This is a genomic window from Aeromonas sp. PI_26 (assembly GCF_027854445.1).
Lineage (GTDB): Bacteria > Pseudomonadota > Gammaproteobacteria > Enterobacterales > Aeromonadaceae > Aeromonas > Aeromonas veronii.
In genome coordinates this window covers 192,441-206,376 of the sequence record NZ_JAJNOE010000004.1, presented here as the reverse complement: position 1 = coordinate 206,376, position 13,936 = coordinate 192,441, and the positions used below count along the sequence as shown (strand labels likewise).

Here is a 13,936-nt window from a genome sequence, read left to right as displayed (position 1 = left end):
GAGAGGGAGCAAGCTCCCTCCCCCCGTCAACCACCATATATATCGTACTTGAAGTACTTCTGGTTGATCTGCTGATAGGTACCATTGGCACGCAAGGCCTTGATCGCCTCGTCCAGCTTGCCCTTGAGCTCCTTATCGCTCTTGCGCACGGCGATCCCCATGCCATCACCAAACCACTGGCGATCGGTCAGGGCGGGCCCCACATAATCGAACTTGTCGCCCCCCTCTTTGCCAAGCAGCCCCTGCTCGATAGCAGAGGCATCGGCCAGCAGGGCCAGCACCCGACCCGCTTTCAGATCGAGATAGGCCTCATCGGCATTGCCGTAACGGACGATGGTGACATTCGAGCCAAAATTGTCGGTCAGGTACTTGTCGTGGGTGGTGGCACGCTGCACCCCGATGCGCTTGCCCGCCATGCCTTCCGGGGTCAGCGTCAGCTCTGTCCCCTTGGCCGCCACAAAGCGATTGGGAATATGGGCATATTTCTCGGTGAAATCGACCTTCTGGCGCCGCTCGTCGGTGATCGACATGGCGGCGATGATGGCATCGTATTTACGCGACAGCAGGGCCGGGATCATGCCGTCCCAATCCTGCGCCACCAACTCGCACTTGACCGCCATCTGCTTACAAAGGGCGTTGGCGAGATCGATATCAAACCCCTTGATCTCGCCCGATGCATCGGTCCAGGAGAAGGGCGGGTAGGCCCCCTCCACCCCGAAGCGCACGGTTTTCCACTCCTTGGCCATGGCGGGGGTGGCCAGCAGGCTGGCAACAAACAGGGCTGAGAGGGTCAGTCTGATCTTCATCATGAGTACTCCATTACATAAAAAGCGCACAGGCGCGGACAATGCATCGCAGGCGAATACATGCGATGACCAAAAGCGGCAAAATCTGGATGAGCGAGATCACGCCCGAGCGGGCGTCAGTGAACTGCTCCAGGGGTTCGATCTATTCGTCGAACCACTCGGAGAGATAGAAAGGCTTGAAGTAGAAGGCCAGAAAAAAGCCTCTGGCTTTGCGCATCATGGTGGTTTGTCGCGTCCTGTGACAAAGATGGCATCACCTTAGCACGCCCGAATTTTGCCCGGCAAGAGGCAGCCGCAGGGCAGTAGCAAAATCCCGATCATGGTCAAGGCGGGCGGGATCCGTTAGGCTCGAAGCACCTTGCCATCCCATAACAGACCCACAGCGACCGATGAATTTTCTGGCCCATCTCCATCTGGCTACACCGCAAAATTGACGCTTTCACCGACGGCCACCCCGAGCACAAGGCAGCCGTCGCCTGTTTCGAGGCCCCCTGGCGCCGCTTTGGCGGCATAGTGGTGGATATGATCTACGACCACTGGCTGAGCCTGCACTGGGGACTGTTCAGCACCGAGCCCCTGTCCCGCTTCCTGCAACGCGGTTATGAGCAACTATTGGCGGATCACCCACGCCTGCCGGACGGACTGCCACTCCCCCTCAAACGGATGGCCGAGCAGAACTGGATCGCCTCCTACCGCCACAAGGAGGGGCTGGGGCAAGCGCTAAATGGCATCGGTCGCCGACTGCGCCGCCCGGTACAACTGGGAGAGGCGCTGCTGATCCTTGATGAGTCACAGTGGCAAACATGCGAGGCGGGATTTCTGCGTTTCTATCCCCAGTTGATGGACTTTAGCCAGCAACAGCTGGCCCAATATCGGGCAGCCCAAGGGGCACAGTGATCCCTCTGGATAGACCTGCGTCCCCATAAAAAACGCCCCTTGCGGGGCGTTTGTCATCAGTTGGCTTCGTCTTTCTTTTTGCGAATGCTTAAGCCAAGTTCGCGACCACGCAGTCGGGCGTAATAGATGGTGCCGACAAAGGCGAGAGTGGTGAAGACCAGCTCCACCACCGCCAGCCACCGCTCCCCCTCATCCGTGGTGATCAGGGTGAGGGCGTGGAGGAAATAGGGCATCAATACGAAGTTGCCCCAGGCGTGGGTGTAGGGGTTGCCCTGCACTATCCCCTTGAGAGGGAAGAGCAGCGGCACCGTCCAGATCACCGGCAGCAGCCAGGGATTGAGGTCCGGATGGGGTGATAGCCACAGATGCCAGAGGATGACCCAGCCCAGCAGACCAAAGAAGCCGACCAGAGTCAGCAGACGGGCAAAGCGGGTGCTCACTTAAGGATCTCCAGCACCTGCTCCGGCGGGCGACCAATGCGGGCCTGACCATTCTTGATGACAATGGGGCGCTCGATCAGCTTGGGATGCTGGTGCATGGCGCGAATAAGGGCATCACCGCTGACATCGGCCAATCCCAGCTCCTTGTAGAGATCCTCCTTGGTGCGCATCAGCTGGCGGGGATCGCTAAAACCGAGCAGAGAGAGCAGGTTGCGGATCTCATCTTCGCTCGGAGCCTGCTCCAGATAGAGCACCACATCAGGGGCGATCCCGTGCTGTTCCAGCAGAGCCAGGGTTTCGCGACTCTTGGAGCAGCGCGGATTGTGGTAGATTTGGGTCTCGCTCATGGTAACTCCCTGATTAATCGCAAGATGGGACTAGAAACGGCGCTATTGTAGGGGAAAGTGATGGTCAGGGTAAGCGGCAGTGGAAAGGAATTGAAACGAATTTGTTGGCTGATTGTGGCGAGCCTGCTGGGCGCCTGCACACCCGCCCCCGAATTTACCGATGCAACAGGGCAGTCGGTCAGCCTGCGCCACTTTGCCGGCAAGCCGCTGCTGGTCAACTACTTCGCCCCCTGGTGCACCCCCTGCCTGCGGGAGATGCCGCGCCTCAATGGGCTGGCGGAGGAGGGCAAAATCGCCGTGGTGGCCATCAACTACGACCCGACCACGCCAGCAGAGCTGGACGAACTGGCTGCGCAGTACCACATCAAGGTGCCCCTCCTTATTGCCAATGAAGATGCCAAGCTTACCTTCCCTCGACCAAGCGGCCTGCCCACCAGCTATCTGCTTGATAGCGAGGGCAAGCTCAAGCAGACGCTGGTCGGCGAGCTCGACCAGCAGCAGATCGAGATGCTCAAGGCGACCGCCAGCAGCATGAGTCACTAGCCCATCGCTGCTATCACCGTCCCCCACATCAACGCCACCGCCATAAACAACAAGGGCGCACCATAGTGCGCCCTTGTTTGATAGGTTTCGTTAGCCCTTGAGGCTGTCGAGATCCTTCTTGGCCCGCTCCAGCTCGGTGATCCGTGCCTCAAGCCTTGCCAGGGTCATCCGGTCGCTGGTGGTACCGCGTGCCACGATCAGCTCGTCGATGGCCGCCTGATAATCCCCGCGCAGTGCGAGCATCTCGGCCCGCGCCATATGCAGCTCGGTCATTCTGCCCGCCTTGCGATAGGCATCGGCCAGCAGGTTCCAGGCCAGATTGTTCTCCTCATGGGCACGGGCATAGGGGTCGAGGATGGCGATGGACTTCTTGTAGTTGCCGCTCTCGAGGTAGGCGTTGCCGAGATTGACCACCACCACTTCGTTGTCCGGCATCCGGCTGCGGAACTTCTCGAGGCGCGCGATGGCCTGGGCACTGCGCCCCTTGGCCAGGTCGATGTCGGTCTGGGCATCGACGATAAAGAGATCTTCCGGATGACGGGCCGCCAGCTCCTGCATCAGGGTATCAGCTTCGTCAGTGCGCTTGAGCTGGATCAGCGCCAGCGCCTTGCCATAGATGGCGGCATCCTTGAGCGGGTAATCCCCCTTCTGGATCCGGCTATCGAAGTAGCTCAGCAGCCCCTGCGGGGTATCGGTACCAAAACGCACCTGAATCCGCACCTTGGCCAGCCAGAAGTCGAGACTGGGCGGCAAGTCGCGGCGACCATAGCTGCCCGCCCGAGCGCGGGCCTCGCTGATCCGGGTCTCCGGCAGCGGGTGAGTGAGCAGCATCTCCGGCGGCTTGCTGGCGTAACGGTATTCGGCAGCCAGTTTCTGGAAGAAGTTGGCCATCCCCATGGGATCGAAACCGGCATCATAGAGGGTCTTCATGCCGATGCGATCCGCTTCATATTCGTTGTCGCGGGTGTAGTTGATGGCCGACTGCATGGAGAGGCCCAGCGTGGTTTGCAGCGCGGCGATACCGGCAGTCGGGTTGATCACTGCCAGCGCGATGGAGCCCACCAGACCGGCCAGGGTCACCGCCGAGCTGCTTGCCTGCGCTTCCATATAACGGGCGATGTGGCGCTGGGTCACGTGGGTGATTTCGTGGGCCAGTACCGAGGCCAGCTCGCTCTCGCTGTCGGCGTAGAGGAAGAGGCCAGTGTGCACCTTGACTCGCCCGCCGAGGAAGGCGGCCGCGTTGATGCTGGGATCATTGATGAGGAAGAAGGTAAACGGGAAACGTACCCCATCGGCGTTGGTCAGCAGTCGCTGACCCAGATCGTCAATGTACTGGCTCAGCACCGGATCATCGATGATCGGCAGACCCGCACGGGCAAAGCGCATAAAGGCGTTGCCGTAACGCACTTCCTGCTCGATGGGCAGGGCAGCAACCCCGGCCGTGCCGATGTCGGGAAGCTGATTGTTGGCCTCGGCATGAAACGTGGCGCCCATCAGGGAAGCCAGCAGGGGAAGCGATGCCATCAGGGGGGAAAAACGTGCCACGTTATCTCTATCTCCATCAGAAAGGGCCTCGGCAGAATACCCTTGCCCATCAAGGGCTACAAGCGTTGTTTCACGCTCTTATCACGGCCATAATAGCGGCCACCTGCCTGATGGAGCCCCCATGGAAATTCTCGACCTGACCCCCTGGCGTTGCCCCGAGCCGCTGATCCGGCTCAAGCTCTGGTTAAGGGAGGCCAAAAGCGGTCAAACCGTCACCATCCGGCTGGCCGATGCGGGCTCCCGGCAGGATATTCCGGCCTATCTGCACCGTCAGGGCCACCATGTCGAGATGCAGCAAGAACCGGACAATACCCTCTCTTTGCAGTTGGTTGTCGGGGCGAAACAGCCATCTTGAGCCCCAGTGATGTAAGGATGCCGTCATGTTAGAAGTATTGAAGCACTGGTATCAGACCCGTTTTTCCGATCCCGATGCCGTTACCCTGTTCCTGTTGCTGGTGTTCTGCTTTGCCATCATCTGGCTGTTTGGCGATCTGCTGGCCCCCCTGCTGGTGGCACTGGTAATGGCCTATCTGCTGGAGTGGCCGGTCGCCCGGCTGCAAAAAGCGGGGCTGTCGCGCACCCTGGCCACCAGCATCATCCTGATCCTCTTTATTGCGGTAGCAGTCGCCTCCTTGCTGGGTCTTATCCCGACGCTGGTGAGTCAGGGGATCAATCTGGCCAAAGAGGCACCGGCCATGCTGACCCACGCACAGGATTATGTCCGCACCCTGCCTGACAAATACCCCGAGCTCATCGACGTCAGTCTGGTGGAGACCGTCATCGACAATATTCGCCAGCGCATCCTCAGTGGCGGCGAGCATCTGGTGAGCGCCTCCCTCAGTTCGCTGGTCAACGTGGTCGCCATCATGATCTACCTCATTCTGGTGCCGCTGATGGTCTTCTTTATGCTCAAAGACAAGCGGGTACTGATGGGCAGCCTGCGCCGCTTCCTGCCGCGCAACCGCACCTTGGTCAACCGGGTGTGGGTCGAGATGAACAACCAGATCATCAACTACATCCGCGGCAAGGTGATCGAGATCCTCATCGTCGGCATCGCCACCTATGTTCCCTTCGCCCTGATGGGACTGCGCTACTCGGTGCTGCTGGCGGTGGCGGTCGGCTTCTCGGTGCTGATCCCCTATATCGGCGCTGCCGTGGTGACCGTACCGGTAGCCATGGTCGCCCTGTTCCAGTGGGGGCTCACCCCCGAATTCGCCTGGCTGATGGTGGCCTATCTGGTCATTCAGGCCCTCGATGGCAACCTGCTGGTACCTGTGCTCTTCTCGGAAGCGGTCAACCTCCATCCGGTGGCCATCATCATCGCCGTGCTGGTCTTCGGCGGCTTGTGGGGATTCTGGGGAGTCTTCTTCGCCATTCCCCTCGCCACCCTGGTCAAGGCGGTGATCAATGCCTGGCCAAAACGCGAAGAGATGCCCGGTGCCGCAAAATAACCTGCTTCCCCTGCAATCGTGACAACGGAGTGTCCATGACCTTTTTTCGTCAAATCAGAGCGGCAGGGCTGACGGCCCTGCTCCTCGCTGCCGCCCTCCCAGCGCGTGCCGATATCGATCTTGGCGCCATGGATCTGCTCACCAGCGACAGCCCTACCAGCCCGGTGCCACAGGGCTTTGTCGCCGGTGCAGCGCTCATCGGGGGACAGGCCCGCTATGAGGCGCAGGATAATGCCACCTACGCCATCCCGGGCTTTATCTATTTCGGCAAGCAGTTCATGTTTCTCGGCGATCGGGCGCGCTACTACTTCCACAAGGATGAGAACCTCGCTCTGTACGGCTATGGCCGGGTGCGGTTTGGCAATCTGGATCCCGAGGATGCTCCGGCCTTTACTGGCATGGAACAGCGCAAATGGCAGCTGGAAGGCGGGATAGGTGGCAACATCATCACTCCCTACGCCCTGCTGACCGTGCGGGCCAACAGCGATATCACCGGCCGCAGCAAGGGTCAGGAGCTGCTGCTGTGGGCCGACTTCCCCATCCAGCGCGACAACCTGCTCATCATGCCGGGGATGGGGGTGATGCTGCGCAGCGACAAGATGGCCAACTACTACTTCGGCGGCATCTCCGAGAGCGAGGCCACCGCCCAGCGGCCCGCTTGGGATACCGGCACCACCCTCTCCCCGATGGCGGCCCTCATCACCAGCTACCGCTTCAGCCCCAACTGGATTGGCATGTTTGCCATGAACTACGAATGGTATGATCGGGACATCAAAAACAGCCCCATCGTCCAGCACGATGGCGAACTATACGCAGGATTTGCCCTCGGCTATATCTGGTAACGCTGAGGAGTTGTGAAACAAGACCAAACAAAAGGGAGCCCTCGGCTCCCTTTTTCACAACCATCGTCAGGCTGCCAATTCAGACTTATAGCGCAGCCAGAAATTCGCTCAGTTGCTGATTAACGAAGGCCGGATTTTCCAGCGACGAGATGTGGCCAGCCGCCGGGATCTCCTTGAACGGGCAACCCAGCACCTCGGCCATCAGATAGCCCTCCAGCACTGGACGGGCTTTATCTTCACAGCCGGTCATCACCAGCGCGGGAGTGGTGATCTCCTCCAGCCACTCGATGCGATCTTCGCGGGTCACAAAGCTGCGGCCCACCGCCACCATGGCGGCAATCTTATCCTTTGGCCAGGTTTCAAGGCGCGCCTTGAAACCGCTCATCAGCGCTTCATCGGGCTGATTGGCAAAAAAGAGCGGCGCCACCTGTTCGACGATGGGCGCCGGAATGGTGCCGAGCTGCTCGATCATCGCCAGCATGTCGAGGTAACGCTCGCAGGTGATCTGCGGCTCGAGGCCAACGAAGCTGTCCATCAGCACCAGCCCCTTAAGGCGGTTTGGCACCATGCGCGCCAGCTCCACACCCCACATGCCACCGATGGAGAGACCCACCAGCACGAACTCATCGACTCCGAGGGCATCGAGCAGCGCCAGGTGATCCCGCGCCAGGGTTGCCAGGGTGCAGCCACCTTCGGGGAGCAGGTCGGAATCACCGTGGCCCCACAGCTCGGGAACGATGCAGCGATAGCTGCCCTTGAGCGCCTCGATTTGCGGCGCCCACATGGCGCTGTCCCACAGATAACTGTGACCAAACAGCAGTACCGGCCCTTGCCCTTCGTCCAGATAGGCCATCCGACGGCCCGCTATCTCCATAAAATGCTTCATGTTATCTCCTGTTGCCAGCGATGGGCGGGCAGTGTATCACGTCCCCCTTGGCAGGTGACGCCTCCCTGGTGCAAGCTGACAGTGACTCAAAGAAGTCACCCATGAAAGGATGCCAAAAGGAGAAGCCCATGGCGAAGGAGAAGAGCAAGAAGCGGCCACGTCTGGACAAGAAGTGCTACGAGCACCACCTTGCCCATCTGCAGGAGGAGCTGGTCAAACTGCAGGAGTGGGTCAAGCAGGAGGGGTTAAAGGTAGTGGTACTGTTCGAAGGACGGGACGCCGCCGGTAAAGGGGGCGTCATCAAGGCGATTACCGAACCGCTCAACCCCCGGGTCTGCCGGGTCACGGCGCTGCCCGCCCCCTCCGATCGGGAGCGCTCTCAGTGGTACTTTCAGCGTTATGTGGCCCACCTGCCCGCCGCTGGCGAAATGGTGCTGTTTGACCGCTCCTGGTACAACCGGGCCGGAGTCGAGCGGGTGATGGGATTTTGCAGCGACGCCGAGTATCGCGAGTTTCTGCGCGCCTGCCCCGAGTTTGAGCGGATGCTGATCCGCTCCGGCATCACCCTGATCAAATACTGGTTCTCGGTCAGTGACGAGGAGCAGGAGAAGCGCTTTAAAGAGCGGATCAACACCCCCATCAAGCGCTGGAAGTTCAGCCCGATGGATTTGCAATCCCGGTCACGCTGGGTGGAATACTCCCGCGCCAAGGATGACATGTTCACCTACACCGACACCGAGGATTGTCCCTGGTTCGTGGTGGAGGCAGATGACAAACGCCGTGCCCGGCTCAACTGCATCGCCCATCTGCTGAGCAAGGTACCCTACGAGGCGATCCACTACGAGCCTATCAAGCTCCCCCCCATCAAGACCGAAGGGTATGAGCGCCCGCCGCTGGCCAGCCAGACCTTTGTGCCCGATATTACCGCCGAACTCGAGGCTTGAACCGGGTTACCTTGCCTACCTGCATGTTCAAATCGCAGGCAATAAAAAGCCGGTCTGACGACCGGCAAAAAGGCATTGATTATTAAGAAAGGAAAACCAGCACAACAAAAAATCAGGTACGGATATATTTGGCGGTCCGTGGGAACGCCTGCTCCTTGGCATCGAACAGGTAGCAGGCTTCGGCCGGGATACCCACGCTGTAGGTCTGACCGGTCGCCACATCCACATCCGAGGTAGCCTTGACGGTAAAGTCGTGACCATCCACATCCATATAAACGAAGGACTCGGCGCCCAGGTGCTCGGCCACCTGCACGATCCCGCTCACCTTGCTGTGCGCATGGGGGTGATCCAGCGGCATCAGATGCTCGGGGCGAATGCCCAGCTCCACCTTGTCACCCACAGCGCCACTGCGGGCATCGACCCGGGCACGCACGGTATCGCCAGAGGTCAACTTGACCAGGCACTCCTGCTCGCCAATCTCCAGCAACTCGCCCGCCAGGAAGTTCATCTTGGGAGAGCCGATAAAGCCCGCCACGAACTTGTTGTCCGGGTTGTGGTAGAGATCCAGCGGTGAACCGAACTGTTCCAGGTTGGTGGCAGCTTCGGCCTTGAGCGGGCTCAGCACCACAATCTTGTCGGCCAGGGTCATCGCTTCCACCTGATCGTGAGTCACGTAGATGATGGTGGAGTTAAGCTCTTTGTGCAGCTTGGCGATCTCGATCCGCATCTTGACCCGCAGCGCGGCATCCAGGTTGGAGAGCGGCTCGTCAAACAGGAACACCTGCGGCTGCTGCACTATGCTGCGACCGATGGCGACACGCTGACGCTGACCACCGGAGAGCGCCTTGGGCTTTCTGTCCAGCAGCGGCTCAAGACCCAGGATCTCGGCGGCGCGCATCACCCGCTTGTGGATGTTCTCCTTGTCCATCTTCTTGAGCTTCAGACCAAAGGCCATGTTCTCGTAGATGTTCATGTGCGGATAAAGGGCGTAGGACTGGAACACCATGCCGACGTTGCGCTCTACCGGCGGCACGTCGTTCATGTAGCGACCGCCGATGGTCAGCTCACCGCTGGTGATGTCTTCCAGACCCGCGATCATCCGCAGCAGGGTGGATTTACCGCAGCCGGACGGGCCGACGAAGACGATGAATTCGCCCTCCTTGATGGAGAGGTTGATGTTGCGCAGGGTGTCCTTGTGAACAGCCGGATCGTAATTTTTGCGAACGTTGTTGAGTACTACTTCAGCCATGACGAGCTCCGCTCTTGAATCTTTGCAAATCGTGATAGCGGGGGGAGTCAGCTCCCCCGGCCATAAACTTAACCTTTCACACCACCGGCGGTCAGACCGCCAACCAACCAGCGCTGTGCCAACAGGAAGACCACAGTGATGGGGAAACCGGAAAGCACTGCGGCCGCCGCGAAATCACCCCACAGATAGTTCTGCGGATAGAGGTACTGCTGGGCCCCGACCGCCAGGGTCAGATTGTTCACATCCTGCAGCAGGATGGAGGCCATGGGCACCTCGGTAATGGAACCGATAAAGGCCAGAATAAACACTACCGCCAGGATGGGCACCGACAGGGGCAACAGGATCAGACGGAATGCCTGCCACGGGGTCGCACCGTCGATGGCCGCCGCCTCCTCCAGGGAGGAGTCGATGGTCTCGAAGTAGCCCTTGATGGTCCAGACGTGCAGGGCAATCCCCCCCATGTACGCCAGGATCAGGCCACCGTGGGTGTTGAGACCCAGCCAGGGGATGTAGTCACCAATCTTGTTAAAGAGCGCGTAGATGGCTACCAGTGCCAGCACCGCCGGGAACATCTGGAAAATCAGCATGCCCTGCAGGATGGTGGACTTGCCACGAAAACGCAGGCGGGCAAAGGCGTAAGCACAGGTGGTGGAGAGCGTCACGATCATCAGGGCTGTGATGCCGGCGATCTTGATGGAGTTCCACAACCAGGTCAGCACCGGGAACGGCGGAGGCGTGATGCTGCCGTCGGCGTTGGTGATGGACATGCCCAGCGCCAGCTTCCAGTGATCCAGGGTCGGATTGGAGGGGATGATCTCCCCTACCGCGAAGTTACCGTTACGGAACGAGATGGCGATAACCATGATCAACGGGAAGATGATCAGCGCCAGGAAGCCCCACATGACCAGGTGGGTTGCCCACACCCGGTATTTGACTGATTTGGGTTGTACGATTGCCATGTTGAAGCCTCCTTACAGCTGCTTGTCGGCTTTGGACAATTTCAGGTTGAGCAGCGCCAGCGCACCTACGATGAGGAAGATAGCTGTGGCGATGGCACTGGCCAGACCGTAGTCCTGACCACCCGATCCCTGGAACGCAATCCGGTAGGTATAACTCACCAGCAAGTCGGTGGTACCGGCCGGGGTGCTGGCGCCGATGATGTCGGGCGCACCGTTGGTCAACAACTGGATAAGCACGAAGTTGTTGAAGTTGAAGGCGAACGAGGCAATCAACAGCGGTGTCAGCGGCTTCATCAGCAGCGGCACGGTGATCTTGAAGAAGTTCTGTACCGGGCCGGCACCGTCCATGGCGGACGCTTCATAGAGATCTTCCGGAATGGCTTTGAGCAGGCCCATGCAGAGGATCATCATGTAGGGGTAGCCGAGCCAGGTGTTGACAATCAGGATCATCACCTTGGCCAGGAAGGGGTTGGTATACCAGTCCGGCTTGATGCCAAACGCCGCTTCCAGGAACATGTTGATCTCACCGAAGTTCTGGTTGAACAACCCCTTGAACACCAGGATGGAGATAAACGCCGGGATCGCATAGGGCAGGATCAACATGACCCGATAGAAACCGCGCCCCTTGAGCTCTTCCCACTGCACCAGACAGGCCAGCACCATGCCGATAGCCAGGGTGAAAGCGACGGAGCAGGTTGAGAAGATCACGGTCCAGATGAAGATCTGCAGGAAGGGTGACTGGATGCCCGGATCGGTGACGATGCGCGCGAAGTTCTTCCAACCGACGCTGACCACAAAGCCCGGAGCAATACCCTTGCCGACAAACTGACCCTGTTCGTCGATGTACTGATAGAAGCCGGTCTCGCCATTGGGCAGCATCAGCTCGCCATTCTGGGTATCACGCAGCAGGTTGCTGTCTTTGATCACCACCCCGGACTTGAGCACGGCACCATCCATCAGACGGGTGTAGTGCTGCTTCTGGGCGGCAAACTTGCGCAGGCTGCTCAGGGTCAGGTGGGTACCGCCATCCGGCAGTACCAGATCAAGGTCACTCAGGTGAGTACGATGCTCAACAATGGCGCGGATCGGTGCGGCCTTGCTGGCCGCTTCGCCAGTGAAGGGCTGTAGCTCGACCACTTGCTGGGTGTTCTGCACACGGCCCTCGCGGGACGCCAGCTCACGGGCCTTGTTGGTCATCAGGGAAACAGGTTGGCTGATAAAGGATTGATCATCCTGAGTCAGCAGCAGCTGGAACTGGCCGTTGTCGCCACCCAGCAGGGTAAAATCGAATTCACCGCCCGCCACCTTGTAGGTTTTCTTCAGGTGGTAGTCCCGCGCCTGCTCCACGGAGAGCAAGTTGGACCCCGAATAGTTGGTGAAGGCAATGCCAATGGTGTAGGCAAGAGGGAAGATGATAAACACAACCATGCCCGCAACACCCGGAAAGATGTAGCGATGGGCATAGGTCTTCTTGTTCATGAAGACATACAGACCGACGGAAACCACCACCAGATCCAGCAGCGCGAATACCCACTCGCCACTGGCGTACATCATCACGGCTGCGTAGCCGTTGAGGATGGCAACCAGGGCCGCTATGGTCCACTTAAGCCAGGTGTGCTTATCCTTCGGACCGGCATAGGACTCAACAGAAGGTACTACTTCCATGCCAATTAACCTTTATAACGCCAAGAGAGATTTGAGAGAGTGGGAGGCCATGACGGCCTCCCGGGTAGTGCGTGCTTACTGAACGATACGCTTGGCAGCGGTATCCAGAGCTTCGTCAACACCCTGACGACCGGAGGTCACGTTCTTGAGGGCAGTTTCGAAGGAAGACCAGAAACGGCTCATCTCGGGAACGGATGGCATCGGCTCGCCAGCCTGGGCGTTCAGCATGGTGGCCTTGATGTGCGGATCGGATTCCAGGGTCTTCTGGAAGGATTTCAGCGCAACGGCACCCAGCGGCTTGTCGGCGTTAACCGGCGCCAGACCGGCATCGGTCAGCAGGTAGTTTTCCAGGAACTCGATAGCCAGATCCTTGTTCGGGCTGGCAGCGTTGATGGTGGCACCCAGTACGCCAACGAAGGCTTTGGCCGGCTTGCCGTTCAGGGTCGGCAGCGGCGCTACGCCGTACTTGATGCCGCTCTTGTCCAGGTTGCTCCAGGCCCAGGGACCGTTGATCATCATGGCCACTTCGCCCTTGTTGAACTTGGCGTCCATCACACCGTAGTCGATGCCTTTTTCCAGGTGACCGGACTTGATCATCTCGGAGATGTAGCCCACGCCCATCTTGGCACCTGCGTTGTTCACGCCGGTATCTTTGACGTCATAACCGGTAGCGGTTTTCTTGAAGGCGTAACCACCGTTGGCAGCCACCAGCGGATAGCTGAAGTACGGGGTGTCATAAGCCCACATGATGGCGCGCTTGCCGTTTTTCTTCAGAGTCTCGTCAATCTTGGCGATCTCTTCGAAGGTTTTCGGCGGCTCGGGCAACAGGTCCTTGTTATAAATCAGGCTGACGGCTTCCATGGCAACCGGGTAGCCATAGGTTTTGCCATCAACAGTCATGGCATCCCATGCCAGCTGTTCAAATTTGCCTTTGGTGGCAGCGTTCGGCGTTACCGGAACCAGCAAACCGGCTTTGACCCACTCACCGTAACGGTCGTGAGCCCAGAAGAAGATGTCCGGGCCGTTGCCAGTGGCGGCGGCTTGCTGGAATTTCACTTCAACCTGATCCGGGTGAGCAACAGTAACCTTGATGCCGGTTTCTGCTTCAAACTTCTTACCCACTTCAGCCAGACCGTTGTATCCCTTGTCACCGTTGATCCAGATGGTCAGCTGGCCTTCATCGATGGCAGCAGTAGCAGAGCAAGCGACGCCAAGAGTGGCCAGACCGATCAGGGATGACAGCAATTTCTTTTTCATGAGCCTTTCCTTGTATTAGTTCCGCGCTGTAAGAGCATTGTGTGCGAGATGAATATTATCCCAAGCGGCAAACGGCTCACATGACGCAACTCGCATTTTTGAAAT

General features: G+C 59.0%; 14 protein-coding genes and 1 pseudogene. 6 read left to right on the top strand and 9 right to left on the bottom strand.

Features of this window, described 5'->3' with window-relative positions; translation table 11 throughout:
• Positions 1–26 precede the first annotated feature (26 nt).
• The gene (locus tag LRL22_RS07015; protein WP_101529955.1) at positions 27–809 is read right to left on the bottom strand and encodes an ABC transporter substrate-binding protein; all 783 of its coding nucleotides are present in this window, start codon (positions 807–809) and stop codon (positions 27–29) included.
• A 408-nt stretch (positions 810–1,217) separates the two neighbouring features.
• On the opposite strand from LRL22_RS07015, the pseudogene LRL22_RS07010 reads away from it, so the two are divergent.
• Positions 1,218–1,703: pseudogene (locus LRL22_RS07010) on the top strand (acyl carrier protein phosphodiesterase); the annotation flags it as partial.
• A gap of 56 nt (positions 1,704–1,759) precedes the next feature.
• Here LRL22_RS07010 and LRL22_RS07005 read toward each other — a convergent pair.
• Together LRL22_RS07005 and arsC are read right to left on the bottom strand one after the other, a co-directional pair.
• On the bottom strand, positions 1,760–2,143 hold the full coding sequence (locus LRL22_RS07005; RefSeq protein ID WP_019445364.1) for a DUF2069 domain-containing protein: 384 nt from the start codon (positions 2,141–2,143) through the stop codon (positions 1,760–1,762).
• Positions 2,140–2,490, bottom strand: a complete 351-nt coding sequence (gene arsC, locus LRL22_RS07000) for an arsenate reductase (glutaredoxin) (RefSeq protein WP_042657676.1) — start codon at positions 2,488–2,490, stop codon at positions 2,140–2,142. Before arsC ends, LRL22_RS07005 begins: the two co-directional genes overlap by 4 nt.
• Positions 2,491–2,550: 60 nt before the next feature.
• Here arsC and LRL22_RS06995 point away from each other — a divergent pair, with 60 nt between their 5' ends.
• The gene (locus tag LRL22_RS06995) at positions 2,551–3,033 is read left to right on the top strand and encodes a TlpA family protein disulfide reductase (RefSeq protein WP_270905038.1); all 483 of its coding nucleotides are present in this window, start codon (positions 2,551–2,553) and stop codon (positions 3,031–3,033) included.
• 90 nt (positions 3,034–3,123) lie between these two features.
• Here the strand turns inward: LRL22_RS06995 and LRL22_RS06990 are convergent, their stop codons facing one another.
• Positions 3,124–4,578 (bottom strand): beta-barrel assembly-enhancing protease, encoded by a 1,455-nt coding sequence (locus tag LRL22_RS06990; protein WP_005333848.1) that lies wholly within the window; start codon positions 4,576–4,578, stop codon positions 3,124–3,126.
• A gap of 121 nt (positions 4,579–4,699) precedes the next feature.
• Here LRL22_RS06990 and LRL22_RS06985 point away from each other — a divergent pair, with 121 nt between their 5' ends.
• Genes LRL22_RS06985 through LRL22_RS06975 form a run of 3 tightly spaced genes read left to right on the top strand, consistent with a single transcriptional unit; the run spans position 4,700 to position 6,871 of the window.
• Positions 4,700–4,933, top strand: coding sequence for a sulfurtransferase TusA family protein (locus tag LRL22_RS06985; protein WP_201936513.1), 234 nt, complete (start codon positions 4,700–4,702; stop codon positions 4,931–4,933).
• 25 nt (positions 4,934–4,958) lie between these two features.
• A complete protein-coding gene (locus LRL22_RS06980) occupies positions 4,959–6,029 on the top strand; it encodes an AI-2E family transporter (RefSeq protein WP_270905037.1) in 1,071 nt (356 codons plus the stop codon).
• 35 nt (positions 6,030–6,064) lie between these two features.
• Positions 6,065–6,871 carry a MipA/OmpV family protein gene (locus LRL22_RS06975; protein WP_270905036.1) on the top strand — a complete coding sequence of 269 codons (807 nt, stop codon included), beginning with the start codon at positions 6,065–6,067 and terminating at the stop codon, positions 6,869–6,871.
• 85 nt (positions 6,872–6,956) lie between these two features.
• Here LRL22_RS06975 and LRL22_RS06970 read toward each other — a convergent pair whose 3' ends face one another.
• Positions 6,957–7,757: an alpha/beta fold hydrolase gene (locus LRL22_RS06970; RefSeq protein WP_270905035.1), complete on the bottom strand. Its 801-nt coding sequence runs from the start codon at positions 7,755–7,757 to the stop codon at positions 6,957–6,959.
• Between the two features lie 128 nt (positions 7,758–7,885).
• Here LRL22_RS06970 and ppk2 point away from each other — a divergent pair, with 128 nt between their 5' ends.
• On the top strand, positions 7,886–8,701 hold the full coding sequence (gene ppk2, locus LRL22_RS06965; RefSeq protein WP_005361444.1) for a polyphosphate kinase 2: 816 nt from the start codon (positions 7,886–7,888) through the stop codon (positions 8,699–8,701).
• A gap of 112 nt (positions 8,702–8,813) precedes the next feature.
• On the opposite strand, the gene LRL22_RS06960 is transcribed toward ppk2, so the two are convergent.
• The 4 genes from LRL22_RS06960 to malE form a co-directional block, all read right to left on the bottom strand.
• Complete coding sequence (locus LRL22_RS06960) at positions 8,814–9,950, bottom strand: ABC transporter ATP-binding protein (protein WP_005333867.1); 1,137 nt, start codon at positions 9,948–9,950, stop codon at positions 8,814–8,816.
• A gap of 68 nt (positions 9,951–10,018) precedes the next feature.
• Entirely contained in the window at positions 10,019–10,909 is an 891-nt protein-coding gene (gene malG / locus LRL22_RS06955) for a maltose ABC transporter permease MalG (RefSeq protein ID WP_005333868.1), read from the bottom strand.
• Between the two features lie 12 nt (positions 10,910–10,921).
• Entirely contained in the window at positions 10,922–12,574 is a 1,653-nt protein-coding gene (gene malF / locus LRL22_RS06950; protein ID WP_005333870.1) for a maltose ABC transporter permease MalF, read from the bottom strand.
• Positions 12,575–12,649: 75 nt separating this feature from the next.
• Entirely contained in the window at positions 12,650–13,831 is a 1,182-nt protein-coding gene (gene malE / locus LRL22_RS06945) for a maltose/maltodextrin ABC transporter substrate-binding protein MalE (protein WP_005333871.1), read from the bottom strand.
• Positions 13,832–13,936 lie beyond the last annotated feature (105 nt).

Excerpts from the sequence above, each read along its gene's own strand:
- malF (WP_005333870.1), bottom strand. The coding sequence starts at position 12,574 with ATGGAAGTAGTACCTTCTGTTGAGTCCTATGCCGGTCCGAAGGATAAG.
- ppk2 (WP_005361444.1), top strand. The coding sequence starts at position 7,886 with ATGGCGAAGGAGAAGAGCAAGAAGCGGCCACGTCTGGACAAGAAGTGC.
- malE (WP_005333871.1), bottom strand. The coding sequence starts at position 13,831 with ATGAAAAAGAAATTGCTGTCATCCCTGATCGGTCTGGCCACTCTTGGC.
- LRL22_RS06960 (WP_005333867.1), bottom strand. The coding sequence starts at position 9,950 with ATGGCTGAAGTAGTACTCAACAACGTTCGCAAAAATTACGATCCGGCT.
- malG (WP_005333868.1), bottom strand. The coding sequence starts at position 10,909 with ATGGCAATCGTACAACCCAAATCAGTCAAATACCGGGTGTGGGCAACC.
- LRL22_RS06980 (WP_270905037.1), top strand. The coding sequence starts at position 4,959 with ATGTTAGAAGTATTGAAGCACTGGTATCAGACCCGTTTTTCCGATCCC.
- LRL22_RS06975 (WP_270905036.1), top strand. The coding sequence starts at position 6,065 with ATGACCTTTTTTCGTCAAATCAGAGCGGCAGGGCTGACGGCCCTGCTC.
- LRL22_RS07015 (WP_101529955.1), bottom strand. The coding sequence starts at position 809 with ATGATGAAGATCAGACTGACCCTCTCAGCCCTGTTTGTTGCCAGCCTG.
- LRL22_RS06995 (WP_270905038.1), top strand. The coding sequence starts at position 2,551 with ATGGTCAGGGTAAGCGGCAGTGGAAAGGAATTGAAACGAATTTGTTGG.
- LRL22_RS06970 (WP_270905035.1), bottom strand. The coding sequence starts at position 7,757 with ATGAAGCATTTTATGGAGATAGCGGGCCGTCGGATGGCCTATCTGGAC.
- LRL22_RS06985 (WP_201936513.1), top strand. The coding sequence starts at position 4,700 with ATGGAAATTCTCGACCTGACCCCCTGGCGTTGCCCCGAGCCGCTGATC.
- arsC (WP_042657676.1), bottom strand. The coding sequence starts at position 2,490 with ATGAGCGAGACCCAAATCTACCACAATCCGCGCTGCTCCAAGAGTCGC.